The organism is Rhodocytophaga aerolata (assembly GCF_030503435.1).
Lineage (GTDB): Bacteria > Bacteroidota > Bacteroidia > Cytophagales > 172606-1 > Rhodocytophaga > Rhodocytophaga aerolata.
This window is the reverse complement of sequence record NZ_JAUKPO010000005.1, coordinates 108,421-132,893: the sequence shown is the minus strand read 5'-3', so window position 1 is coordinate 132,893 and position 24,473 is coordinate 108,421. Positions and strand designations below refer to the sequence as shown.

Here is a 24,473-nt window from a genome sequence, read left to right as displayed (position 1 = left end):
TTATGGTGGTTAGTGAAACAATAGGTTAGAAGGGTAAGTCATCCTCACCAGGATCTGCCTGAGCAAATGGAGGAGGTGTATCCCTGCTGGCAGGTTTAGCTCCATAACTGTTGTTTGCTTTGGTAGGTGTAAAGGTAGACTCATTGTATTCGGCAGGGCTCTCGTTGGCACCGCCACCACCGGAAGGCTTTCCACCCAACATAGTCATATTCTGGCCAACAATTTCAGTTACATATCGTTTTATGCCATCTTTATCATCATATGACCGGGTGCGAATACGGCCCTCTACAAATACCTGGCTGCCTTTTTTTAGAAACCTTTCAATAACATCGGCAATCGGACCCCAGAATTCTACATTATGCCATTCGGTGCTTTCAACCCGCTGGCCACTATTGTCTTTGTAGGTTTCAGTTGTTGCTAGGGTGAATTTGGCTACTTTTCTATCGTTACCGATTACCCGTATTTCCGGATCTTTGCCTAAGTGCCCTACCAATATAACTTTATTGACTCCTGCCATAATGCTTCTGTTGTTTAATTTGAATGAACTGTGTTTACAAGTGTTGCCAGATTCCTGAAAAAGCCATAAGGCGTATCCTCAGGAAATATGGTGTGAACATAATGAATTTTATAAAATTAACTAAAATATATATTCGTTCAAATAATTATTTATCAAAACTGGCTTGGGCAAATCGTCTGTTTCTGTTGGCGTAAAAAACGTTAAACCAAGATCTGTAGCCAGTTTTTCTTTTGCTTCTGCAGCAACCGCTACCTGCCAGAACTTAGCCTTTACCCGCTGGTGACTAAGCACATGTATGTGCACAGCAGATTTCTTTTCAACCACTAGAGCTCCAGCCATTTCTGGTGAAAGCTCTTGTAATAGTTCGTCAGTTTCGACAAATGCATCCTTCTCTACCAAATAAAAATCGTATAAACCACTCCAGATATCTTTGTGAGTCCGTTCTTTGAGCGCTATTTCATTGCCTGAGGTAAACACCAGGTAATGAAAAAAACGTTCTTTAACGGATAGTTTTTTGCTCTTTACCGGAAGTTGTTCCTGCCTGCCGGTGAGGGAAGCAATACATGCGTCATTAAACGGGCAAAACATACATTGTGGTTTGGCAGGTGTACAGAGCATGGCCCCAAACTCCATAATTGCCTGATTATATATATCCGGATGCTCCAGAGAAATTAATTCGTTTGCTAACGTAGTAAATATCTTCTTTCCGGCATGGCTGGCAATATCTGTGTCAATACCAAAAATACGGGAAAGCACCCGGTACACATTTCCGTCCAATACAGCCACTGGCTCCCGGAAAGCAAAAGAAGCAATGGCTGCAGCCGTGTATGGCCCAATCCCTTTTAACTGAAGCAAACCTGCATAGGAATCCGGGAAAGTTCCGCCGTATTGTTGATGTACCAGTTTGGCAGTGGCATGCATGTTCCGGGCACGGGCATAATAACCTAAACCCTGCCATAGCCGTAAAACCTCCCGTTCGTCTGCCAAGGCTAAGTCGTCTACGGTTGGGTATTTTTCGGTGAAAGCCAGGTAATAAGGCATGCCTTGTTTTACACGGGTCTGCTGTAAAATTACTTCGGACAACCAGATCAGGTAAGGGTTTGTGGTATGGCGCCAGGGCAGGTCGCGTTTATGGTGGTTGTACCAATTAATTAATCGGTGGGCAACTATTTTTTTATCCAATTCGTTGTGCAATAAGTTAAAATAAAAATAATCCAGGGATTATACAGGAAAGTAAAAACGTTCAATTAATTGGAGGTATACCAGAACAAACTGATGCGTTTTTACCCATAAGGCCTGTAAAAAATGAACAAAAAAATTACAAATTTTGTCCTATATGCCTAGAGATTATTGGATTATATTTTAGGGCAACTATTTTTTATTTAGAAAAAGGGGCCTACCTTTGTAGTCCTAAAAAATAATAAGTAGATAATTTATCAAATAATAGAAACTTTTTAAATTTCAGTAAAGTGACAAAAGCAGAAGTAATTGCAGAGATAGCAGAAAAGACTGGTATTGACAAAGCCGACGTGCAGCATACCATCGAAGCTTTTTTCAATGTAGTAAAAAGCTCAATGGCCAAAGGCGAAAATATTTACGTCCGCGGATTTGGCAGCTTTGTAAACAAAAAGAGAGCCAAGAAAATTGCCCGTAATATCTCAAAAAACACAGCTATGGTGATTGATGAGCATTATGTACCCAGCTTTAAACCTGCAAAGGTTTTTGTTGAAAAGATTAAATCCAGTGAAAAACTGAAAGTAGTAAGCTAATTAATCTAAACGATCTGTAGTACCTAAGTGGTTTAGATTACCAAACATTAATGCATAAACAGCAACTAACAATTATTGTACTTGCCCTGGGGCTTATTGTTGGCATGTACAGCTTGCCAAAAGTTATCGTAAGCGACAAGTCAACTGTATTGGCAGCAGAAGCAACTGCTGCCAATACAGTTGATATGGGTGCCAGTACGCATACCAATAACCTGGATGCCGCGCAAATTGCTGCAATTAATGATCTGAGAAAAGCCTATGTAAATAGTGCAGATAATCAAAAAAAGACTATTTTTGCAGACTCTTTGGCAGGCGTATTTAAAAGTGCTTCCTTATTTGATAGTGCAGCCCACTACCGGGAAGCCATAGCTGAATTAAATCCTGGCCTTGAAAGCTGGACGAACGCAGGAGATAGTTATTATGATGCTTTCGGCTTTGCTACAGACCCCCAGAAGGCTAACCAGATGGGAGAAAAAGCAAGGGCTTTTTACCAGAAAGTTTTGGAAAAAGACCCCAATCAACTGGATGTAAAAGCCAATATGGCTATGACCTATGTTGCTTCTTCTAACCCCATGCAGGGCATTGCCTTACTGCGGGAGGTTCTTCAGCAAGATCCGGCGCATGAACGGGCAACCTTTAATATGGGTTTGCTATCTATGCAATCTGGTCAGTACGATAAAGCCATTGAGCGGTTTGAACAGGTACTAAAAGCTCATCCGGAAAATGACCAGGCTAAGTTTTATCTTGGCATCAGCTATGCTGAATCCGGACATGGATCAGAAGCTAAAGCGTTGCTACAGGAAGTAAAAAAGACAAACACTGACCCGGCTGTACAAGCCACGGTTGACGAATATTTAAAGAAGTTAAAGTAGTATTTCACATTAAAACATTACTCGTATGCCTTGCGGTAAAAAAAGAAAAAGACATAAAATTGCTACCCACAAAAGAAAGAAACGGTTAAGAAAAAATAGACACAAGAAGAAATAACCTGAGTTTACTTCCTGATATTCGGTCAGGAAGTATTTTTTGTTTTAATTCCCTCCATTCCTAACAACAGCAACTTGTTAGCACTGATTTAGTGTGTCTATTTATCATTTATAACCGTTGAGAAATCTTGAGTAACGAATTAGTAATCAATTCTACTCAAAAAGGTGAGAGAATAGCCTTATTGCAAGATAAAAGGCTTGTTGAATACCATGTAGAACAAAGTGAGAATAACTTTACAGTAGGGGATATATATTTAGGTACCGTCCGGAAACTTGTTCCGGGGTTAAATGCTGCATTTATTGACATAGGCTATGAAAAAGATGCCTTTCTGCATTACCTGGACCTGGGACCAAATATTAACTCGCTGAACAAGTATACGAAAGACGTTTTAGCCAAACGTATTACCACCCACAAACTGAATGGTTTTCCACTAGAGCCTGAAATTGATAAGCTGGGTAAGATCTCTCAGGTATTGAGTAAAAATAGCCCGATCTTAGTACAGGTTGTAAAAGAACCTATATCTACCAAAGGCCCCCGGTTGTCGTGTGAAATTTCCATTGCCGGCCGGTATATTGTTCTGGTTCCTTTTTCCAGTTCAGTAAACATATCTAAAAAAATTACCGATAAAGAAGAGCGGCAGCGTCTGGCGCGGCTACTTAATTCCATTAAACCACAAAATTTCGGCATTATCGTCCGAACCGTAGCAGAGGGCAAAGATGTAGCCGAACTCGACCGGGACCTAACCAATTTGCTGGAAAAATGGGAGCAAGGCTTTAAAACTTTACGGAGTGCCAAGCCCCGTGAAAAAATAATCGGCGAAATGGGCCGTGCTTCCTCTATTCTACGGGATATGCTGAATGAAAGCTTCGACAGTATTTCTGTGGACGACAAAGAAATGTATGATGAAATAAGGTCGTACATCCGCACCATTGCTCCTGATAAAGAAAGAATACTGAAGCTATATAACGGCAAAACCAAAATATTCGAAAACTTTGGTATAGAAAAGCAGTTAAAATCTGTTTTTGGCAGATCTGTAAGCTTACCAGGCGGCGGATACGTAATTATTGAGCATACCGAGGCTCTGCACGTAATAGATGTAAACAGCGGCAATAAATCCAATGTAGAAAGCGACCAGGAAACTACTGCTTTCAACGTAAATATGGAAGCCGCCAAAGAAATAGCCAGGCAGCTACGCGTACGCGATATGGGCGGCATTATAGTCGTGGACTTCATTGACATGAAAAAGGCGGAAAATAAGCGCCTGATTTATGAGAAAATGAAGGATGAGATGAAAAACGACCGGTCCAAGTTTACGGTACTCCCGCTAACCAAGTTTGGCCTGATGCAAATTACCCGTCAGCGGGTGAGGCCGGAAGTAAATATTACCACCGGAGAAGTTTGCCCAACCTGCGGCGGCACTGGTAAAATTACAGCCAGCATTCTGGTAGCCGACTTAATAGAGTCTAACCTGGATTATATGCTGAGTAAGCAGAACGAAAGAGACATTAGCATTGTACTGCATCCTTATTTATATGCCTATTTTGTTCAGGGATTCCCTTCCAGAAGAATGAAATGGTTTATGAAGTATAAACGGTGGGTGAAGGTAGTGAAAGATACTTCTTTAGGTATCACAGAGTTTCATTTCAAGAACCAAATGGGCGAAGATATAGAAATTTTACCAGCAGAAGTTATATAAGCCTTTGCTTCCAAATTAAAAAAGGCAGGTTCATAAACCTGCCTTTTTTAATTATAGGCTTTCCTTAAAATTTAAGGCCTACTTCTAAAGAAAAATAACTGTTTGTCAGCCTCACATCATCTACTATGCGGCTTCCGGATGGATACTCTACTCTGCCTAAGCTATTTACTAAGCCCCGATTATAGTTCAATCCTCCAAACAATACGGTATTTGCCCCCATTACCAATTCTGCACCAGCTCCGAATAGTATGCCAGCGTCAACAGGTTTAAATGCTTTTCTGTCGGAATTGCGTGCTTCCCGGTACAAAAAGTTATTGGCTTCGTCCTTTTGTTTCTCAGCCAGTTTTAAATCTAACGTGCCACCCAGCGTAAAAAAGATCCGTATGTCCGGGGCAACCTCATTGGTAAACAACTTTAAGCCTACTGGCAACTGCAGATATTGAATATTATATAAAGACTTCGCTGAAATTTGCGCTCCTGAGTCGTCATTTGCTGGTACCGTTCCAGAAAGGCCAACCCGTTTTACCGTATACCAGAGACCAGTAGTAAAGGCATAGTTATCGGCAAAGAAAAAATCAGCTATGGGTCCGGCACTGAACCGTAACGATGAGCCATCTTTCTCAAGATCATTATATATACCTTCACTATTTACGCTGTTGAGAGAGATGTTCGGGGCTACCCGCAGACCTAATTTTACTTGTGAGAATCCTGCTATGGAAATAAGACAAAATAAAGACAGTAATGCGATTTTTTTCATAATTTTGCGAATTGTGGTATGTATTTTCAGTTTAACGGATAGAATGAAATATTTGGTTTATCTTTTTCTGGTTTTTGCACTTTTTACCTCTTGTACAACTCAATCAGAAAAAGAAATAGATGTTTCCCAGGTAAATATAGATGTAACTTTCGAACGGCTGGAACAAAAACTTTTCAGCGCAAAATCCACAGGCGAAATAAAAAGTTTTTTACAAGAAAATAAACTAGTTGCCGAGTATTTTCTGCCTTTTCCTGAAGGAACACCAGATTCAGCCAAAGTAACTAAGCTTTTTCAGTTAATTCAGAACGAAGGACTGCAGAAATTATATCAGGAAAGCCAGCAAAAATTTGGTAACCTAAGCAACCTGCAGAATCAGTTTGTTACCGCTTTTAAGCATATCAAGCACTATTATCCCGAATTTAAAACGCCGGCTGTTCAAACAATTGTTACCGGATTTGGAAGAGATTTACTGGTGACAGATAGTGTTATAGTAATTGGCCTGGATTATTTTATAGGTGATAAAGCCTCTTTCCGCCCAGATGCGCCAACCTATATTCTCCGCACTTTTCAACCTGAATATATTGTTCCCAAAGTTATTTTGCTGCTGTCGCAGCAATACAACCAGGTAAATCCCCAGGACAAATCGTTGCTTAGCGATATGATTTATTATGGCAAATCGTATGAGTTTACCAGCTATATGCTGCCTCAGGTGAACGATAGCCTGTTGCTGGAATATACGGCTGAACAAATGACACAATCGGATGAAAATAGAGATGTGATTTGGGGGCACTTTGTAGAGAAAAAATTGTTATATGAAACGAGCTACTTCACAAAAACCAGATATGTAGACCCCAGGCCCTACACTGCCGAAATTGGTGCCAAAGCACCCGGAGCCATAGGCCGCTGGCTGGGATGGGAAATAGTGAAAGCGTATATGCGTGAGCAAAAAATACCGTTGCAAAAGTTAATGAAGACAGATAATGCACAAACCATTTTTGTGCAATCGAAATATAAGGGCAAAAGTTAGTAAGTAAGCATTGCTGTTCACGTAGAGCAGAAAATATTAATAAAATAAACTACCATACCATACGTCTACTATAAGACTAACGGTGTTAATAATATTCACGAGATGGCAAAAAGAAGATCCGGTGACAGAAGCAATGGACAGCCGGAAGAGAACACCAAAACCAAAATCACGAAAGAGTCATTAAGACAGGCGAGCGAACTTTTTAGATTTGTATTACCCTACAAAGGCACCTTTATAGCCGGTCTGATTTTCCTGGTATTATCCTCCTTAACAACTCTTATATTTCCCCGGTTTGCCGGGATGCTGATAGATGCGGCTGAAAACAGAGTGGAATTTTCTGTTTCACAGGTAGCACTCGCCTTAGTAGCTGTATTTGTGGTGCAAAGTACGTTCTCATTTTTCAGGGTTACGTTATTTGCCAAAGTAAGCGAACGCTCCATGCGCGATATCCGCATTGCCGTATACAGCAAGATTATTACCTTACCATTGCCATTTTTTGAAAAAAGAAGGGTAGGCGAATTAGTAAGCCGACTTACCTCGGATATCAGTCAACTGCAGGATGTACTTTCCTTTACCCTGGCTGAAATTATCAGGCAGATTATTACCCTCATTGTCGGGATAACAATCATTTTTACCTTATTTCCGGAATTAACAGTATTTATGCTTTCTACTTTTCCGGTATTAGTTATTGGCGCAGTAATGTTTGGCAAGTTTATCCGGAAGCTTTCCCGCAAGGCGCAAGACGAACTGGCTAATGCCAATGTGGTAGTGGAAGAAACCATGCAATCTATTCATGTGGTAAAGGCATTTACCAATGAATATTATGAAATTAAGCGCTACGATACGGCTCTGGAGAAAGTAATTGCTAATGCTTTAAAGGCTGCCCGGTATAGAGGTGCTTTTAATTCATTTATTATTATGGCCATATTTGGAGGTATTGTAGGCGTATTATGGTATGGCGCTACGTTACTGGAAGAAGATGTGCTAACAGTAGGGCAATTAACTACTTTTATTTTATACACGGCCTTTATCGGCGGTGCTGTAGGAGGGATGGGAGACTTATATGCTCAAGTACAAAAAGCCATTGGCGCTTCAGAACGAATCCGGGAGATTCTACGCGAAGAAGTGGAAGTAAGTAAGCCGCTGCCAGTAGCCGACAGGTCGACTCAGAAAATTTATGGGGATATAGCTTTCCGGAATGTAACCTTTGCCTACCCGACCCGCCAGGATATAGATGTGTTGAAAGATATTAGTTTTGAGATAGGTGCCGGACAAAAGATTGCCTTGGTTGGCTATAGTGGCGCAGGTAAATCTACTATTGTGCAGCTCTTGTTGCGTTATTATACTACCGAGCGAGGAGGGATTATTGTGGATGGAAAAGATATCCGGCAATTCGATATTTTACAACTGCGGCAAAATATTGGTATTGTACCCCAGGAAGTCATTCTGTTTGGCGGTTCCATTAAAGAGAATATTGCTTATGGCAAGCCAGATGCTACAGATGAAGAAATACTACAAGCTGCCCGCAAAGCCAATGCCCTGGACTTTATTCAATCTTTTCCGGAAGGCATGCAGACATTGGTGGGTGAACGGGGTGTTAAACTTTCAGGTGGCCAGCGGCAACGCATTGCCATTGCCAGAGCTATACTAAAAGATCCGGCCATACTTATTCTGGACGAGGCTACCAGCTCCCTGGATGCTGAATCAGAGAAACTGGTACAGGAGGCACTGGATACCTTAATGAAAGGCCGCACTACCATTATTATTGCTCACCGGCTGGCAACTATCCGCAAAGTAGATCATATTTATGTAATCAGCGAAGGCCGCATTAGAGAGTCTGGTACGCATGAAGAGTTGGTACAAGTGGAAGAAGGCTTATATCATAACTTAGTCAAGCTTCAATTCGAAATAGATTAACAAAAAAGCAAGCAGATAGCTTGCCTTTTTTGTTATGTAAGTTGGTGAGCCGGAAAAATTCTATCGTTTAATAAAGCTGAACTTTGCCCAGTTTTTCCGTAATCTTACCTCGGTCGTTAAATTCAGTATGGATTGCCTGGCTAACACTTTTTCTACTCTTACCTCATGCGCTCCGGCAGGCAACGTAGACAGATCCAGTATACTTTGATACACCCGTTGATTAGATGCTGCCATTCGTGTTTTTTTCCAGCCGGAGAGGGAGATAAGGGAGTCATTTACATAAAATCTATACAGATCCGTTGGTAATTGAATCTTTTTCCAGCCTAGTGTATCCAGATTGTATTGATGATAAGTGTTCAGGGCTTGGACAAATTCTTGATCCTCTGCAAAGTGTGCCAGACTGACTACCGTGAACTTGCCGGAAATTTCTTCAGCAGGCAATAACACTCTGGGGAACCGTTTATCTGCTTCTTTATGAGAATCAAAATACCATGCTTTGTTAGGCCATTCCAGCTGATCTTCATTAAGGTCGGTTTCATGAAAATACAAGGAAAAGTCCCGAATGTCTATCCTGACAAAAGGAAATGTCAGGAAGATAATGAAGAAGGTATAACTTATAATAGACCATTTTCCAAGGTTACTCTGATAAATAGCCTGCACACTGGAAAAAATTGTTCTGGCAAATTTAGCTCTTACTTTCGATTTTTTGTTAATCAACGCAAGGGCACTAAAGGCCATTACGGATACTAAAAAAATCAGGTAGATGACAAAAAAGTTGAGGTTGAAAACTTTATGGATAAGAAGCAGCAAACTGAGGTAACAGGAAATAACGATAAACACTATTCCCAGCATAAGCGGAAAAGCAAACGTCATACTGCAAATCCTTTCCAGCTTCAACACCATATCGGAAGGCCGGGAATAGGTATAATGCCTGGCGTTTTTAAACAGGTTTTCATTGATAACTCCTCGTGGAAAGGCATAACTTAGCCCCAGCAACCCGGCCCATGCAAACCGCAAGCCAAGGTGCAGAATAAAGAAGATCTTAAATACATTGATTACTTGTGAAATATAGATCAGTACCAGCCAGGCTCCCAGGTACTTTAATCCATAATCCTGAATAATACGGATGGCAAACTCGTATACCTGCGCCGGGAAAGCAAAGATGAAAGCCAGAATTATACCGGAAATAATAACTTCAGGTTCCCAGCTGTTTCTTTGCAATTGCTCCAGCCACTCCTGTTCTTGTTTCTGCTTCTCATCAGTTAATAGCTCCATAGATGCTACGGCTCTGCCAGGTATTCGTGTACAAACTTAATAGACATAGCTCCTTCGCCTACGGCTGAAGCAATGCGGTTCATAGCGCCTGCCCGTACATCGCCTGCTGCAAAAATACCAGGCATACTGGATTCCAGCAGAAAAGGCTCTCTATCAAGTTTCCACTTCTTTTTGAAAAAATCAAACCTGAGTAGATCCCGGCCGGTTTCAATATAGCCTTTCTCGTTGCGGATCAGGTCCAGTTGCACCCATTCGGTACATGGTTTGGCGCCAATAAAAATAAAAACAGAATTCGTTTTTACAAGTTCTGTAGCACCGTTCTCTATATTTTGTATCACAATTTCTTCTAAGCGGCCATCTCCCTGCATTTTGGTTATTATCGTTTTGCCACAAACTACAATGTTTTTTGTGCTGTTGATCTGATCTATCAGGTACTGCGACATAGTCGAGCTTAAATCTGGCTTGCGGACCAGAATATGTACACTGCGGGCATATTTGGAAAGATACATAGCAGCTTGTCCGGCAGAGTTTCCGCCACCCACTACATATACATCCTGATCAGAGCAGGCGTAGGCTTCAGTAGTAGCTGCCCCATAATATACCCCGGCGCCAGTGTAGTTTTCCTCGCCTGTGGCTCCTAGCTGCCGGTAGCTTACACCGGTGGTAATTACTACGCTGCGGGCATTTATTTCTGTGCCGTCGCTTAGTTGTATAATTTTATAGCCATCTTTCACCGTAATGTTAGCTACTTCCTGGGGAGATAGGAATTCTGCTCCAAATCTGGTAGCCTGCGTAATAGCCCGTCTGGTGAGTTCGGCACCACTTAATCCGGTGGGAAAACCCAGGTAATTTTCTATGCGGGAACTGGTACCTGCTTGCCCGCCAGGTGCCCGCCGTTCGATAAGCAAGGTTTTCAATCCTTCGGAAGCTCCATACACGGCAGCCGCTAACCCGGCCGGACCAGCTCCAATGATGACTACATCGTACAATTTTTCTGAGGCTTGTGCTTTCAGGCCTATTTTGTTGCCAACTGAAATAATATCCGGGCGGGCCAGAAAAGAGCCATCTTCAAAGAAAATAGCCGGCATGTCTTTTAACTCAAGATCGCTTAATTGGACCAGTTCTCTGGCTTTATCACTGGTTTCTACATCCAGCCAGGCAAAAGGAATGAGGTTACCTGCCAGAAAGTCTTTAATATTGTGCGATTGAGGGGACCATTGATAGCCTACTACCCGTATGCCTGGCGAATCGGGGCGGTAGGTGCTTTGCCACTCGTCTAACAGATCGTTTATTATTGGATACAGTTTTTCTTCCGGCGGGTCCCAGGGTTTCATCAAATAGTAATCCAGCTGCACATCATTTATGGCTTTTATAGCAGCGTTGGTGTCAGAGTAGGCCGTAAGTAAAACCCGCTTAGCGGCAGGAAAATGCGTTTTGGCTTGCTGCAAAAAGTCTACCCCTTGCAGGCCGGGCATCCGCTGATCGGAAAGGAATAACGCTATTTCTTCGTTTCGCAGCTTCAATTCCTGCACCGTTTGCAGAGCTTCATTGCCAGATGAGGCACTTAAGATACGGTAATCTTTCCGGTATTTGCTGCGTAAGTCGCGTTCGATGGCACGTAATACTTGCGGATCGTCGTCTATAACAAGGATAATCGGTGGTTTCATAGGGTTAAGGAAAAGGTCATACAAAGTACTTCATTACTTACTTTACTGCTCACTCTCCAAAGGAAAGGTAATAGTGAATTGCGTACGGCCAGGAATAGATTCTACCTGGATTGTTCCACTATGGTTCTGAACAATACGGTTTACAATATCTAAGCCGAGGCCAGTACCTTTGCCTATTTCTTTGGTCGTAAAAAATGGGTCGAATATTTTAGAGATAATTTCCGGAGGAATGCCAGTGCCATTGTCGGTTATTTGTACCTGAGCAAAGCTGCCTTCTTTGTGTGTAGAAATTTCCAGTATGCCCCCTGTATCCATGGCATCAATGGCATTGTCAATCAGGTTAGTCCAGAGTTGATTTAGTTCGGTAATAATTCCTCTGGCTTGAGGTAAGTCCTCGGCATACCTTTTTTGTACCTGAATCTGTTTGCTTGTTAGCTTATAGCTAAGCATGCTTAAGGTGGTATCAATGCCTGTATGCAGGTTTACCCATTGCCTGTCGGAGGCCTGGTCCATGTGTGTATAGACTTTTACACTATTCACAATACCAGAAATCCGGGTGGACGCTTCCTGAATTTCTTTTACCAGACTTCCCATATTCAGCGTGGTTTCCAGCCAGGCTAGTATATCAGATAAAGCTTTTGCCGGAGTTTGTGCAGCAATCGTTTCCAGATCAGCTATATCTATTCCCGAACGGACAAACGTTTCTGCCAGACACCAGCTTTCTTCTATTTCTTTGGCATCCATCCAGTTTATCAGTTCTTCTTCTTTTTCGCTTTGCTGATAGCTGGATAATACAGGCAGCAATTGCCGGGCTTTTGTCTGGATCAATTCCGTCACTTCTCTAAATTCGGCATCTGTTAACTGGTGATTAGTTAACTGTTGTACTAAGGCCGGCAATTTAGCCATGCATTTACCTAATTCGCCTGTGGTCCGGGCTATTGCGGAAGCCGGGTTATTCAGTTCATGCGCCAAACCTGCGGATAGTTTGCTTAACGAAAGGAGTTTTGCCCGTTGCTCCTGAGATTTGGTAAATTCCCGGATACGGCTAGTCATTACAACTACTAGGCGTCTGGTAAGTTCGGGGCTTATGCGTTCTAATTCAGGAAAATCGTCGCGGTGAAAACCCAGAATGGTAGCATGGGTGGCGGCTATAGCAGTGCCAGCAGCTATTTTTAGCTGAGAGAAGGGGAGAAGTCCGGTAATATCGCCTTTATTAATGGTAAAGGCCGGAAGCCACTGGCCATTTTGCTCCAGCAGCAGTTGAATTTTACCTTCCAGAATCACCCACATATGATCTGCGGGTTCTCCTTTTTTAAAGAGATTATCGCCTTCCTGTAATTCAACTATTCTGGTATGTTTAGCAAACCAGTGTAACTGGTCTTCCGGCAACCCATTAAAGGTTGGGATTTCCTGAAGCTGGTCTAATATAGTTTTATCAGATACGTGTGTCATAAAGCATAGAGGAAGATTAGCCTTGTGCCATACAAACAGTATTATAGGTATAGCAAAGGCAAGCGTTAGTTGGCTGTTGCTGCTAGTTATTTCACTTCTTCCGGCACATAAACGGTAAACGTGGTATGGCCAGGTTCAGAGCTTACTTCAATGTCTCCTTTGTGCTGCCCTACAATAATCCGGTGTGCTATTTCCAGCCCCAGGCCTGTGCCTTTCCCTACTCCTTTGGTGGTGAAAAAAGGCTCAAAAATCCGAGCCTGCACTTCTTTGGGGATGCCAATGCCATTGTCGGTAATGGCTACGGCAATTGAGTGTGTGTCCATGCAGGTATCGTCTATATATGTCCGGATGCTGATGGTTCCCCCTTCTGAAACAGCGTCTATGGCATTATCTATCAAATTAGTCCATACCTGGTTTAGTTCACTTCCATAAGCGGCTACCAAAGGTATTCCTTCATCATACTCCTTTATTACCTGAATTCGCTTGGTCTTAAGTTTATGGTTGAGAATGATCAAGGTACTGTTTATGCCTTCATGGATGTTTACTTTCTGCGCTTCTTGCAGGTTCTGGTCCATATAGGAATACTGCTTAATGGCCGTTACCAGATCCGAGATTCGCGTTGTACTAATCGTTAACTCCTGCGACAACAGGCGCATTTCCACTTCCTTATGCATCCACCGCAGAAAATTAGGTACTTGTTCGGGCAGCAACTGTTCACAAAACGTAGAAAGATTTTCTTTGGTAAATCCCACGGCTACCAGCATAGAGGCAATATCCCAGGCTTCGTCCAGCCCCAGTTCTTCCATCCAGTCAATCAGGTCGTCTTCGCGTTCGCTACGTTCCAGGGAACTGAGCTTTATATCTATGTTGATGATATCGCGGATAGGTTGGAACAAAAAGCCTGGCCGGTCAGGTACTTTGAACATAGAAGATTTCAACATTTCTGTAGAATGGTGGTCAAATTCATCCAGCGTAGAGAGCAGATTCTGGGAGGCCCGCTTAGCAGCCGAAGCGGGATTGTTTAATTCATGTGCCAGCCCGGCAGCCATTGTGCCCAAAGACAATAGTTTTTCCCGCTGAAAAGACAATAAATTGATCTCTTGTAAGCGGTTAGCCATATTTTTGAGAATCTTCTTCCGTACGGGTACACAGTCGCCAAGCATCTGCCAGAAATTATCTTCATCAATGCGAAACAGCTTAACATCCGTCATAGCAGACGCGTTGCCAGGATGAGGCGTGCCGGCCAGCAAGGGAAGTTCACCTCCGGTCATGCCTTTGGTGAAAGTGCTGATAAACAAACGTTGGCCTTTAATTATGCGGTATATCTGAAAAGTGCCTTCCAGCACAACCATAAAATACTTGGCCTCGTCTCCTTCCAGCCACATTTGCTCCCCGGCCTTATATTCTACCATTTCGCCATGGATGTCGCAGAGCAGCTCTTCCTCACTCAGGTCTGCAAAAAGATCTATATTCTCCAGTTGTTTTAGCTTCATAAGGTGGTTGGATGTTTAGTAGTTTGTTGTACATGCACAGCCTGCTTCTGGTAGTATTACTCCGTTTGCTGGCTAAGCAATCCATAGCTGTTTAAGGCGATGTTCAGGTCTTGAATAGAAGGATTTTTTAGCTTTTTTTCGCCCACAACCACCATCGGAAACTTTATTTTTCCGCCATTCATGTCTTTTACTGCCTGTTCGGCTTCCGGGTCTTTTTCTACATTGTAATAATCGTAGCGTATGCCTATCAGTTGAAAATAATTTTTGAAGCCGGTGGTTTTCGGGCACCAGTCTGTGCCGTAAAGGGTAGGTTTTATAGAATCCATGGATGTAGCATTATTCGTTAGGAACCGTACGTAGTTTATTCACCATATCTGATGAGATGGTATCAGCATAAAAGCCATAGGCATTTACCAGTACTCCTTTAACCCCGGCATTTGATTCTATGCCATACAGTATAGCGTTGTCTGCCGGGTCTGTCATGCCTTCAAACCGGTAAAACTCTTTAATGGCAAACTGCTCAGGGTGCAGCATCAAGTTTAATTCTTTACATGCCAGGCAATTTTCAGCCAGGTTAAAATCATATACATAGCCTCTTTCGCGGAGGTCTGTGAGGGCATCGGTCAAGGTTTTAAATTGTTTCATGGAAGGTAAGGGTTTGTTTGAGGGTAAGTACTTAAGAGCATGTTTAAAATTTAATAAGAAAGAACTAACATTATGATTTACAGCATGGCATCTTACTTTCTTTGTCATTGCTACAAAGAAGTAACAAAGAAAAATCTAGAAAAAACAACGCTTCCCCGCTTTAAGCCTACGCATGGCCCGCAGTTTTTTCAGGCCTGCGCTCATGGAATATTATTCTATCTTGCATCTCATTCTAATTTTGTTTCTATTCCAAATAAAATTTTTAAACATGATTTAAGATAAGAAAGACCGTAGCATCCAGGCCATTTTTTCGTGTTGTTCCATTAGACCTGTCAGAAAGTCGCTGGTGCCGGCATCATGGTATTTTTCAGCGGCTGTTTGCTGGTCTTCCCGCAGGTGGCGGATAATCGTCTCGTGGTCGTTCAGCAGGTTTTGCAGCATACTGCCAGTGGAAGGGGCATCGCTGATTGCTTCTTTCAGCCGGCTGAACTTGCTAAACTGCTCCATGGTCCCAAATGCAAAAGAACCTAAGGCCCGCACGCGTTCGGCTACCTCATCCATTATTTCATCCAGGGCTTCGTATTGAATTTCAAAGAACTTATGCAGCTCGTAAAAATCGCGGCCAGTCACATTCCAATGGTAGTTACGGGTTTTGGTATAGAGCAGAAATTCATCGGATAATAAATGATTCAGGATGGTGGCTGACCCGGTACGGTCTTTTTCTTCTAGGCCAATATTTATTTTCATAGTGATAAAAATTTATTTCGGTACGTAAAAGTTAAGAGGGTATCCTGGTTACCTCTTCGTAGGAAGGTTCCAGATAGCCTTGTTTAAAAGCAATTTGTGAGTTGGCAAAGCGGCAAATCTGGTCAATCCCTTCATTGTTGTTGATCATGGGGGTTTGTGGAATAACTGTTCCGGTTTTTATATTATACACCCAGCCATGCAAATATGGACGATTTTCTGTACGCCAGGCGTTTTGTATGGTATTTATTTTGCCCAGATTGTATACCTGCTGTACGACACTTAGTTCTACCAGGCGTTCTTCCCGCTTTTCCTCATCCAGGTCTTTTAAAAAGTGCCAGTAAAAATTGTGGGTATCTTTGATCTGCTGGAGCCAGTTGTCAATCAGGCCAAACTGCTGATTATGCATAGCTGCATGTACGCCCCCACATTTATAGTGGCCGCACACAATAATGTGTTCTACTTTCAATACATCTACCGCATACTGAATTACACTTAGCAGGTTCATGTCTGTTTGCACCACCAGGTTGGCAATGTTGCGGTGCACAAAAATTTCGCCGGGCAATGTTTTGGTAATTTCATTGGGTGGTACACGGCTATCTGAGCAGCCAATCCACAGGTATTTGGGGTGCTGCCCCTGCGACAAGGTTTCAAAAAAGTCTGGATCAATGGCGAGCCTTTCCTGTACCCATTCTTTGTTATTGTCAATAAGGCGTTGAATAGATGATAGCATAGGAGTTTATAAGGGTTTAGGTGAATTTTTTGGATGAAGCACAAAAGTTTTAGCTAGAATACTTTTTCATACAACTCTTTTTCATCTTCTTTTTCTACTTCTGCATACAGACATAATATTTCATAGGTATTATTTTTTATGGTAGTCGCTATATTACCGGTAGGCAAGTCATTGCAGTCCAGTCCAAAAGGGTCTTCTATTTCTTCGGCCATCAGCTCTACTCCAATAAATGCATAGAAAATAAACATGACCAGTAAAATGGTATAATAACCGAACTCTTCCAACAAGCCAAAAGGCAATATTACCGTGTAAAGCATAATAAAGGTCTTAATATATATGCTATAGGAAAAAGGAATGGGTGTTTTTTTAATCCGTTCACAAGCTCCCAGAATATCGGTAAAGGCTTGAAGATGTGTCTTGAGTGGAATAGCATCGTATCCGGAAATGGTGCCGTTCTTTTGTAATTGCTGCGTGCGCTCGTAGAGTTGCGAGATAATATGGTTAGGAATATGCTGCCTGCTCTGGTATATTTTCTGTTCTACCGGGTCCAGGTGGTGCAATTCTTCCAGTTTTACGCCTTTCCGCAGGTGTTCTTTCATGGCAATGGCAAAGTTGGCAATATGCTTGGCATAAAAATTCCGGTCTTCGGTAGCCTGGCCTTCCAGCAGACTATGCACCATTAAGGCCATATTCCGGCTGTTGTTTACCAGACCTCCCCATAACTTCCTGCCTTCCCACCAACGGTCGTAGGCGGTATTTGTCCGGAACACGAGCAGAATACTTAAGACAATGCCCAGCAGGGAGAATACATTGGAATGAAACTTAATCTGGAGCTGCAATACCTCCATTACAATAAAGGATAAAACCGCCGTAATCAGCCCTACCAACAGCGTACTTCTGAATATCTGACGGATAATATAACTTCTGTAGAAATTAACAATTGTTTCTATCCACTCTTTGTTATCGTAAATAACCATAAATGCTTGTGAAAAACTGAGGATACGCTAATTTGCAAGTGATTTTCATTGGCCATACATAGACCATTGAGCCTGTTATAGAAATACAGCAGTAATCGCAACCTAAGTAGAATAGGCGTATGGAATACTGGCAAATTAGCCCGGTCAAGTTAGGAAAAAATATTGAATAACAAAATGGTCTACATCCGCTACAAAGGTAATCGCCATTGGCTAATATTCTGTAGACATGGTCGGGTAGCTACTAGTGGTTGACTATAATCCGGTGGGCAGCGGACCTACTTATGAGTACTTATGGGTCATTCATCTTTAACTATGCAGCTTTTTGAATTTGGTGCTTATCAAACTTTGCCTGAGGGAGTAGACCTGGCAGCTTTTAAAGCATACCTAAGGGAGGTATGGAGTCACCGGAATCTCTATACCACAGTACCTGACATAGACGAAGTCTTGAGTGAAGAACAGGAAACTGATCTTCGGCACCAGGGCCAGGCTATGCTGAAATTCGATGGGCGGGATATGCAAGCCCGTAATTATGCAGGATTTGTGCAATACAATTCTTTGCATGTGCAGCTGCTTCCAAAAATTTTTGCCAGCCAAGCCTTTACGGCAAACCAGGTATTTGAGCATTTGTTGTTTTATTTATCTTATGGGAATAGCTTCCGCTTTCCCTTCAGCTGGAATGGTTTAACTACCGGAGGCCAACAAAATATGCTACAACTGCTTATTCACTGGTTTGCGGCGTATGCAGAAAAAATACTGACCGAAAGACCCTACCAGGCTTACCAGGAAGTACGAGAGCCCACTGGCTATATGAAAGGTAAACTGGATGTAGCTCAGTATGTACGTCATACCTTGAGTAGCGGTCAGTGGCAGGAATTATATACCCGGCATGCTCCCTTTGTGTACGATAATACGTTTAACCGTCTGGTAAAATATACCGTTTCCCGTTTGCTTCCTCTAGCCTCTGAACATTCCAGAGAATGGTTAACAGCCTTATTGTTTTTATTGCAGGAAGTAAGCGATCAGCATTTTGCGTATACAGATTGTGATAATATCTACATCAACCGCCTGCACGAAGATCACCTGAATATAGTGCAGATGTGCCGGTTTTTTTTAGCAAACGAAAGATTGAAGGTACCAGAAGAAAATGGTATCTGCTTTTCTTTTTTACTGCCGATGGAACGGGTATTTGAAGAGTTTGTAGCAGGGTTTATTGCACATCATTTTCCTGAGTTGCAGCCAGAAGTGCAAGCTGTACATACGTTTGCCAGTGATCAAGGGAAGCGGATTCTGCACATCAGAAATGATATTTGGGTGCCAGGTTCGGGAATCATCCTGGATACGAAGTACAAATGTATAGATGCCGGATCGCAATCCCTTGTTAGCCAGTTGCAGCACAGCGATTTGTACCAGATGGTGGCTTATGCCGTTAGCCGGAACTGTACAGAGGTGCATATAATTTATCCTCAAACCGGCCAGGCGGAAGAAGTTACGCTGGAAATACCGGATGCGTTAGCGGGAAAAATTATATATGTTCATTTACACCTGATTCCTGTAATGATGCCTAACAATAGCCAGTTGACCGGCGAATCGGTAGTGGATGTACTCACTCCATTATTGAAAAAGAAATTTGAAGCTATTTTAAAAAAGGTGGAATAAAATAATTGTCGAAAAAATGTTAGCTTTCTTCAAATAGATGAGGCAAAAGCAAAAGGTTAATCAACGATAGAATAAATCTATTAAGCTACTTCCACATCCAGTAGGGCAAATTTAGCTTTTACTTCTTCTACCAGACTCTTCCGCACAGAGAGACGGATATGGCAAGTATCTGTGAAATCCTGAGAGATAACATCCATTTCGTAATCTTTCACCAGTTTCATTACTGCATTCATCCAGTCGTAGCCGAAATGAACAATTACCTGGGCAGGAATTATTTTTTGTAGGATGGCAGCTTTATCCAACGCATCGGCAGTAGCGGTTTTGTAGGCATGAATGAGCCCACCAACCCCCAGTTTTGTTCCCCCAAAATACCGCACGACTATCACCAAAACCTGTGTTAGGTTCCGGGAACGGATTTGCCCCAGAATAGGATCACCAGCCGAGTGGGAGGGTTCACCATCGTCGTTGGCCCGGTAGTGTTGGCCTTGTTCACCTATCATATAGGCATAGCAATGGTGCCGGGCATCATAGTATTGTTTTCTTGCCTGGGCTATTAGTTCTTTTACTTCTTCTTCAGAAGCTACCGGATACGCTAGTGCAATAAATTTGCTGCCTTTTTCTTTATACAACCCTTCTACCGGAAAGGCAATGGTAAGAAACGTATCTGGCTCAGGCATTTTTTAGGTAATTTTTGGCTTCACGGACAGTCGATTCATATTCGGCTAACTCCAGGGATTTTTTGTAGTTTTCCTTGGCTCGTTGTTTATTCCCTTCTTGGTCTGCAATACGGGCTAAGCCTGCATAGGCTTGGGCGTAATAATCTTTGGTGTATCGTTTGTCATTTGTTCCCAGAGTAAATGCTTTCTGGTAATTGAGCCTGGCCAGGGCATGGTTTTTTGTGCCTTTTTCCTGAATAATTCCCTGGAAAACATAGGCTGCGCCATGAAACATTTTATTTGGTTGTGCCAGCAACTGTTGTATATACGGCTGTGCCTGTTCGTATTTTCCATTGGCTACCAGCATCTCAGCATGCCGCATAATATACTGTGTATTTGCCGGGTACTTATTGATCAACAGTTGTGTATACTGAAGGGCTTTCTGAAGTTTGAGTTCATGTTTTATGTAAATATGCGCCAGCCAGTAACAAGCTTCTGTCCGGGAAAAAATACCCCGGTGAATACTTTTCTCCATTTGTTGCAGCCCTAGTTCCTTGTTTCCATCGGTAAAGAAAAACATAAATGGTTTTACTACCGGATGGTTTTCCGGGTATTGCACCACATAGTAATTATATAAGCCGGTAGAAAAGAAAAATTCCGGAAATTTGTTCATCAGCTCAAACCCTTTTTTCATAAAAGCATACGTTTTTTTTGCCTCTCCCAGGGCTTTCATATAGTCTTTTTCTTCGGCCGCCACCAGCGACAAATAACTATGGGCCGACAGGGCAAAGAATATTCCTTCCGGATGGTTGGTATCTTCACCGAAAGTGGCTTTGGTTTTTTCCAGCGCCTCCCGCAAGTAAGTTTGATACGTGCTGTATGCCTGCGATTTTGGGTCCATCGGAAAATGTTTCCAGGAACTATATAATGCCTGTAGCATAGGCGAAACCGGATGCCGGGGATACCGCTTTTCTACCATTGCTATCATACGTTCGGCCTCAACAAACTCAAAATTATAAATTTTATCTAAGGTCTGTTTTATTTGTTGCTGAGCCAGGGTATCTGTTAAAAGTTGTGCCTGTACAGAAAAAAAAGCCAGAAACAGGCCAAAGAATATCACCACTGCATGTACATTAAACTTCATTTTGCAAAGTTGAAGCAGATCTGGTAGAAATACAAAAGCTATACGTAATTAGGTAGGCAAAGGAACGTTTTCTTGATAATTGGTTATGTAAGATAACATACGGTAATTTGGCAGAAGCAAGGCTATATTATTGCTATGTTCATGCATTTGTCACATAAGCAGAAATGCCAGATGCATGGGTATGTAAGTTCAACTTGTTTTCTCTTAAATTCATATAGCTCTACTAGCTTATCTTTATCAGCTAATCTATTATCACTTGAAAAGAAAAATAGTTTACTCTATAGCTGCTCTGGTTTTACTAACCGGCATTGTTACGCTGTTTTGCAATTGGCAGGTACGGTATGCTACCACTCCCTATCTTTTTCAGTCTGCAGCCCAAACACCACATAATAAAGTAGGGCTCGTGCTGGGGACCAGCAAAAAATTGTCTAACGGAATGCCGAATCAGTATTTTTACAACCGGATAAAAGCAGCTGTAGAACTGTATGAGTCTGGTAAAATAGACCGGATAATTATTAGTGGAGACAACAGTACCAGATATTACAATGAGCCGCAGGATATGAAGGAAGCATTAATGGAACATGGTATCCCGGAGAATCGCATATACCAGGATTACGCCGGTTTCCGCACCCTTGATTCAGTAATTCGTTGTAAAGAAATTTTTGGGCAGAATAAGATAACGATTATTTCTCAGAAGTTTCATAATGCCCGGGCAGTTTTTATTGCCCGCCATCATCAGATAGAAGCCATAGGCTACAATGCCAAGGACGTAAACAAAGCGGCAGGTTTTAAAACGAATGTACGGGAAATATTAGCCAGAGTAAAATTGTTTATCGACTTATATATACTGGATCAGCAGCCCAAATTTTTGGGTGAGAAAATTGAAATCCAGTAAATATCATACCTTATTTCTTATGTTGGCTACACCAAGTTTCTTTACACCAATGATTTTATAAAAATCCACTTTCTGTCTCTCTTGTTTTTATCCGCAATGGAATCTCTTTTAAAATTGCGTTTAATTCTTCTTCTGAACATTTTTCATAAGCCTTTTTGTACTTTCGTTGGCACTGTTTGTTAATAATAAAAGCATACTCTTGAATAATGCCTATAATAATTTTATTGAGACTTTCAATCTTTTCTTCATCGGTTAGATTAATAAATAAAAAAGCATCGCGAGGATGTTGAGAATATGTTCTATTCTTATCGTAGTTTAAGAGATGTTTTTCTAAATTCTTACTATCATCATACCTTGTTATTGTTAATCTATTTCTATCTTTCCAATCAAATATTCCATATTCACAAATTGGTTGCATCAAAGGAATAGTTAGTTTCTTGTTATCAATCGTTAATTGTAAATGTATTTCTTCAAAACTCCCTTTGTTGCTTTTACATATTGAATCATTTAGTGCCTTTCGAAAATCTCCAAAATTTTTGTAATCTTTCATATTAATAATCATTTCTCGATCAATAGGCTTGGGAAAAATTGATTTTGGAAAAATATTTGGAAAGAATGTAAATTCTCTGCTTTAGATAAAAAAGTGTTTTTATCATAGGGATTACAACTAAATAAGACCAAAAATAGAAAAAGTTTCTTCCACATTGTTCTGATTAACTTAACCTTTTGGTGTAAATGAATCGATAGTTCTACTACTTAATATGATCAATAATTATAGAACAAAAAAGGTGATGCCTTGACATCACCTTTTCTTATAGATAGTAAAACTAAACTACCTCATTCTGTCTGCTGAACGCACCAGGTTTTCATCGCGGCGGATGAAGCGGTTAGCCAGAATGTTGCAGATCATGGATATAACGACCAGGTAAAATCCGGCTTCATAATTTTCAAATCCGGCGGCTGTCTGGTTGGCCTGTGGCAATAGATCTTCACCCTGGCGGGAGAAATATAAAATGAGTCCAAGCACGCCTGCCATGAGCAGAGAATTGAGGGCACCGAGTTTGATTTGGGTTAACCTGTTTTTAAATTGGCTTAATGAATAAAAGGCTACCAGGGCCGAGCCTACCGCGAGTATTGCAATATAAAACGTAGGAGTGGAGGCGGCTACTTCCCCATTTTGCACAAATTCTAATGACAAGGCATTCAACGTAACCACTTCCCCATTCTGACTGCCAGCTTTCTGCCAGCTGGGAAATACGATACTTAAAATCATGCACACACCTAACACAAACAAAAATATAGATTGCACTCTCTGTAACATAATCGGGATTGTTATAAATAAAATTCGTTTTAACTCTATAGAGAACTAGTAGGACGTAAAGCTATCAATATTTAGCGTATCCTCTGTTGATCAGGTTTTAATTATTAGTTATTTTCTGCTAAGTAAGGCGAATTCTTTGGCAAAATAAGTTAGGATAATTTTGGCTCCTGCCCGCTTCATACTCATGAGGCATTCCAGCATAGCACGTTCGCCATCTACCCAGCCCCGTTGCGCAGAAGCCTTAATCATAGCGTATTCGCCACTTACATTATAAGCGGCTATCGGAATGTCAAAGTTCTGGTTGAGCAATTTGATAATATCCAAATAGGCTAGGGCAGGTTTTACCATCAGAAAATCCGCTCCTTCCTGGTAATCCAGTTCTGCTTCTATAAGGGCTTCGCGGCTGTTGGCGGGATTCATCTGGTACGTTTTTTTATCACCAAACTTAGGAGCAGAGTCCAGGGCATCACGGAATGGCACATAGAAGGCGCTAGCATATTTGGCCGTGTACGACATAATAGAGACGTTGGTAAAGCCTTTTTTATCCAGTAGTTCCCGCAGATAGCCTACCCGGCCATCCATCATGTCGGAAGGGCCCAGAATATCGGCACCGGCCTGGGCTTGTGCTAGGGCCATTTTTCCTAGTATCTCCAGGGTTTCATCATTCAATATTTCGCCATTCTTGACCAGGCCATCGTGGCCATCGGAGCTGTAGGGATCCATCGCTACATCGGTCATGATGCAGGCTTCCGGCATCTGTTCTTTTATGGTGCGGATGGCATTCAGGTATAAACCGTCCGGGTTGTAACTTTCTTTGGCGTAGCTATCTTTCAGGTCATCGGGAATATGCGGAAATACATCAAAGGTTTTAATGCCCAGTTCCATACAGGTATGTATTTCTTCCAGCATCTGGTCTAAGGAGAAACGGTAAATTCCAGGCATTGAGCCAATTTCTACTTTCTTCTTTTCTCCGGCTGTCAGAAACAAAGGAAATATTAGGTCATTGACAGAGAGGGTATTTTCTTCTGCTAAGGCACGTATTACTGGGGATTTGCGGTTTCTTCTGGGTCTTCTAAGCATAAGCTGTGGTGGTCAAAAGTATAAAATGGAAAGGCATACAAATAAATACCTTTGTATTCTGCAAA

Annotated in this window: 24 protein-coding genes; 7 read left to right on the top strand and 17 right to left on the bottom strand. The window is 41.9% G+C overall.

Translation table 11 applies throughout. From position 1 onward, the window contains the following. Window positions 1-25: 25 nt before the first annotated feature. Both Q0590_RS11150 and mutY read right to left on the bottom strand, forming a co-directional pair. Complete coding sequence (locus tag Q0590_RS11150) at window positions 26-517, bottom strand: single-stranded DNA-binding protein (RefSeq protein ID WP_302037617.1); 492 nt, start codon at window positions 515-517, stop codon at window positions 26-28. A 120-nt stretch (window positions 518-637) separates the two neighbouring features. Then, complete coding sequence (mutY, locus tag Q0590_RS11145) at window positions 638-1,699, bottom strand: A/G-specific adenine glycosylase (RefSeq protein ID WP_302037616.1); 1,062 nt, start codon at window positions 1,697-1,699, stop codon at window positions 638-640. Between the two features lie 287 nt (window positions 1,700-1,986). On the opposite strand from mutY, the gene Q0590_RS11140 reads away from it, so the two are divergent. The 3 genes from Q0590_RS11140 (at window position 1,987) to Q0590_RS11130 (ending at window position 4,969) form a co-directional block, all read left to right on the top strand. Beyond that, window positions 1,987-2,286 carry an HU family DNA-binding protein gene (locus Q0590_RS11140; RefSeq protein WP_302037615.1) on the top strand — a complete coding sequence of 100 codons (300 nt, stop codon included), beginning with the start codon at window positions 1,987-1,989 and terminating at the stop codon, window positions 2,284-2,286. A gap of 50 nt (window positions 2,287-2,336) precedes the next feature. Continuing rightward, window positions 2,337-3,158 carry a tetratricopeptide repeat protein gene (locus Q0590_RS11135; protein ID WP_302037614.1) on the top strand — a complete coding sequence of 274 codons (822 nt, stop codon included), beginning with the start codon at window positions 2,337-2,339 and terminating at the stop codon, window positions 3,156-3,158. Window positions 3,159-3,400: 242 nt separating this feature from the next. After that, a complete protein-coding gene (locus Q0590_RS11130) occupies window positions 3,401-4,969 on the top strand; it encodes an Rne/Rng family ribonuclease (protein ID WP_302037613.1) in 1,569 nt (522 codons plus the stop codon). Between the two features lie 64 nt (window positions 4,970-5,033). On the opposite strand, the gene Q0590_RS11125 is transcribed toward Q0590_RS11130, so the two are convergent. Beyond that, window positions 5,034-5,726, bottom strand: a complete 693-nt coding sequence (locus Q0590_RS11125; protein WP_302037612.1) for a porin family protein — start codon at window positions 5,724-5,726, stop codon at window positions 5,034-5,036. 43 nt (window positions 5,727-5,769) lie between these two features. On the opposite strand from Q0590_RS11125, the gene gldB reads away from it, so the two are divergent. Continuing rightward, a complete protein-coding gene (gldB, locus tag Q0590_RS11120; RefSeq protein WP_302037611.1) occupies window positions 5,770-6,753 on the top strand; it encodes a gliding motility lipoprotein GldB in 984 nt (327 codons plus the stop codon). 102 nt (window positions 6,754-6,855) lie between these two features. Further along, window positions 6,856-8,670, top strand: a complete 1,815-nt coding sequence (locus Q0590_RS11115; RefSeq protein ID WP_302037610.1) for an ABC transporter ATP-binding protein — start codon at window positions 6,856-6,858, stop codon at window positions 8,668-8,670. A 60-nt stretch (window positions 8,671-8,730) separates the two neighbouring features. Here the strand turns inward: Q0590_RS11115 and Q0590_RS11110 are convergent, their stop codons facing one another. From Q0590_RS11110 to Q0590_RS11070, 9 genes are all read right to left on the bottom strand, one after another. Beyond that, window positions 8,731-9,945, bottom strand: coding sequence for a hypothetical protein (locus tag Q0590_RS11110; RefSeq protein WP_302037609.1), 1,215 nt, complete (start codon window positions 9,943-9,945; stop codon window positions 8,731-8,733). A gap of 5 nt (window positions 9,946-9,950) precedes the next feature. Further along, a complete protein-coding gene (locus Q0590_RS11105) occupies window positions 9,951-11,612 on the bottom strand; it encodes a response regulator (RefSeq protein WP_302037608.1) in 1,662 nt (553 codons plus the stop codon). Window positions 11,613-11,654: 42 nt separating this feature from the next. Continuing rightward, entirely contained in the window at window positions 11,655-13,064 is a 1,410-nt protein-coding gene (locus Q0590_RS11100) for an ATP-binding protein (RefSeq protein ID WP_302037607.1), read from the bottom strand. Between the two features lie 86 nt (window positions 13,065-13,150). Beyond that, window positions 13,151-14,557, bottom strand: a complete 1,407-nt coding sequence (locus Q0590_RS11095) for an ATP-binding protein (protein WP_302037606.1) — start codon at window positions 14,555-14,557, stop codon at window positions 13,151-13,153. A 56-nt stretch (window positions 14,558-14,613) separates the two neighbouring features. Then, window positions 14,614-14,883, bottom strand: a complete 270-nt coding sequence (locus Q0590_RS11090; protein ID WP_302037605.1) for a glutaredoxin family protein — start codon at window positions 14,881-14,883, stop codon at window positions 14,614-14,616. Between the two features lie 10 nt (window positions 14,884-14,893). After that, entirely contained in the window at window positions 14,894-15,202 is a 309-nt protein-coding gene (locus Q0590_RS11085) for a phosphoribosylpyrophosphate synthetase (RefSeq protein ID WP_302037604.1), read from the bottom strand. A gap of 273 nt (window positions 15,203-15,475) precedes the next feature. After that, the gene (locus tag Q0590_RS11080) at window positions 15,476-15,949 is read right to left on the bottom strand and encodes a Dps family protein (RefSeq protein ID WP_302037603.1); all 474 of its coding nucleotides are present in this window, start codon (window positions 15,947-15,949) and stop codon (window positions 15,476-15,478) included. Window positions 15,950-15,980: 31 nt separating this feature from the next. Next, entirely contained in the window at window positions 15,981-16,679 is a 699-nt protein-coding gene (gene can / locus Q0590_RS11075; protein WP_302037602.1) for a carbonate dehydratase, read from the bottom strand. Window positions 16,680-16,732: 53 nt separating this feature from the next. Continuing rightward, entirely contained in the window at window positions 16,733-17,656 is a 924-nt protein-coding gene (locus Q0590_RS11070; RefSeq protein WP_302037601.1) for a bestrophin family protein, read from the bottom strand. 312 nt (window positions 17,657-17,968) lie between these two features. On the opposite strand from Q0590_RS11070, the gene Q0590_RS11065 reads away from it, so the two are divergent. After that, a complete protein-coding gene (locus Q0590_RS11065; RefSeq protein WP_302037600.1) occupies window positions 17,969-19,312 on the top strand; it encodes an McrC family protein in 1,344 nt (447 codons plus the stop codon). An 80-nt stretch (window positions 19,313-19,392) separates the two neighbouring features. Here Q0590_RS11065 and Q0590_RS11060 read toward each other — a convergent pair whose 3' ends face one another. After that, window positions 19,393-19,989 (bottom strand): IMPACT family protein, encoded by a 597-nt coding sequence (locus Q0590_RS11060; protein ID WP_302037599.1) that lies wholly within the window; start codon window positions 19,987-19,989, stop codon window positions 19,393-19,395. After that, on the bottom strand, window positions 19,982-21,112 hold the full coding sequence (locus Q0590_RS11055) for a tetratricopeptide repeat protein (protein ID WP_302037598.1): 1,131 nt from the start codon (window positions 21,110-21,112) through the stop codon (window positions 19,982-19,984). Before Q0590_RS11055 ends, Q0590_RS11060 begins: the two co-directional genes overlap by 8 nt. 256 nt (window positions 21,113-21,368) lie before the next feature. Here Q0590_RS11055 and Q0590_RS11050 point away from each other — a divergent pair, with 256 nt between their 5' ends. Further along, window positions 21,369-22,007 (top strand): SanA/YdcF family protein, encoded by a 639-nt coding sequence (locus tag Q0590_RS11050; RefSeq protein ID WP_302037597.1) that lies wholly within the window; start codon window positions 21,369-21,371, stop codon window positions 22,005-22,007. Window positions 22,008-22,062: 55 nt separating this feature from the next. Here Q0590_RS11050 and Q0590_RS11045 read toward each other — a convergent pair whose 3' ends face one another. The 3 genes from Q0590_RS11045 to hemB form a co-directional block, all read right to left on the bottom strand. Beyond that, window positions 22,063-22,557 carry a hypothetical protein gene (locus tag Q0590_RS11045; protein WP_302037596.1) on the bottom strand — a complete coding sequence of 165 codons (495 nt, stop codon included), beginning with the start codon at window positions 22,555-22,557 and terminating at the stop codon, window positions 22,063-22,065. Window positions 22,558-22,839: 282 nt separating this feature from the next. After that, window positions 22,840-23,328: a DUF4293 domain-containing protein gene (locus tag Q0590_RS11040; RefSeq protein ID WP_302037595.1), complete on the bottom strand. Its 489-nt coding sequence runs from the start codon at window positions 23,326-23,328 to the stop codon at window positions 22,840-22,842. Window positions 23,329-23,436: 108 nt separating this feature from the next. Next, window positions 23,437-24,408, bottom strand: coding sequence for a porphobilinogen synthase (gene hemB, locus Q0590_RS11035; protein WP_302037594.1), 972 nt, complete (start codon window positions 24,406-24,408; stop codon window positions 23,437-23,439). Window positions 24,409-24,473 lie beyond the last annotated feature (65 nt).

Bases quoted from the DNA above. Each gene is read 5' to 3' on its own strand.
- Q0590_RS11045 (WP_302037596.1), bottom strand. From the start codon at position 22,557: ATGAAAGATTACAAAAATTTTGGAGATTTTCGAAAGGCACTAAATGAT.
- Q0590_RS11070 (WP_302037601.1), bottom strand. From the start codon at position 17,656: ATGGTTATTTACGATAACAAAGAGTGGATAGAAACAATTGTTAATTTC.
- gldB (WP_302037611.1), top strand. From the start codon at position 5,770: ATGAAATATTTGGTTTATCTTTTTCTGGTTTTTGCACTTTTTACCTCT.
- can (WP_302037602.1), bottom strand. From the start codon at position 16,679: ATGCTATCATCTATTCAACGCCTTATTGACAATAACAAAGAATGGGTA.
- Q0590_RS11055 (WP_302037598.1), bottom strand. From the start codon at position 21,112: ATGAAGTTTAATGTACATGCAGTGGTGATATTCTTTGGCCTGTTTCTG.
- Q0590_RS11105 (WP_302037608.1), bottom strand. From the start codon at position 11,612: ATGAAACCACCGATTATCCTTGTTATAGACGACGATCCGCAAGTATTA.
- Q0590_RS11125 (WP_302037612.1), bottom strand. From the start codon at position 5,726: ATGAAAAAAATCGCATTACTGTCTTTATTTTGTCTTATTTCCATAGCA.
- Q0590_RS11085 (WP_302037604.1), bottom strand. From the start codon at position 15,202: ATGAAACAATTTAAAACCTTGACCGATGCCCTCACAGACCTCCGCGAA.
- Q0590_RS11065 (WP_302037600.1), top strand. From the start codon at position 17,969: ATGCAGCTTTTTGAATTTGGTGCTTATCAAACTTTGCCTGAGGGAGTA.
- Q0590_RS11135 (WP_302037614.1), top strand. From the start codon at position 2,337: ATGCATAAACAGCAACTAACAATTATTGTACTTGCCCTGGGGCTTATT.
- Q0590_RS11115 (WP_302037610.1), top strand. From the start codon at position 6,856: ATGGCAAAAAGAAGATCCGGTGACAGAAGCAATGGACAGCCGGAAGAG.
- Q0590_RS11080 (WP_302037603.1), bottom strand. From the start codon at position 15,949: ATGAAAATAAATATTGGCCTAGAAGAAAAAGACCGTACCGGGTCAGCC.
- Q0590_RS11100 (WP_302037607.1), bottom strand. From the start codon at position 13,064: ATGACACACGTATCTGATAAAACTATATTAGACCAGCTTCAGGAAATC.
- Q0590_RS11040 (WP_302037595.1), bottom strand. From the start codon at position 23,328: ATGTTACAGAGAGTGCAATCTATATTTTTGTTTGTGTTAGGTGTGTGC.
- Q0590_RS11110 (WP_302037609.1), bottom strand. From the start codon at position 9,945: ATGGAGCTATTAACTGATGAGAAGCAGAAACAAGAACAGGAGTGGCTG.
- Q0590_RS11090 (WP_302037605.1), bottom strand. From the start codon at position 14,883: ATGGATTCTATAAAACCTACCCTTTACGGCACAGACTGGTGCCCGAAA.
- Q0590_RS11060 (WP_302037599.1), bottom strand. From the start codon at position 19,989: ATGCCTGAGCCAGATACGTTTCTTACCATTGCCTTTCCGGTAGAAGGG.
- hemB (WP_302037594.1), bottom strand. From the start codon at position 24,408: ATGCTTAGAAGACCCAGAAGAAACCGCAAATCCCCAGTAATACGTGCC.
- Q0590_RS11095 (WP_302037606.1), bottom strand. From the start codon at position 14,557: ATGAAGCTAAAACAACTGGAGAATATAGATCTTTTTGCAGACCTGAGT.
- Q0590_RS11150 (WP_302037617.1), bottom strand. From the start codon at position 517: ATGGCAGGAGTCAATAAAGTTATATTGGTAGGGCACTTAGGCAAAGAT.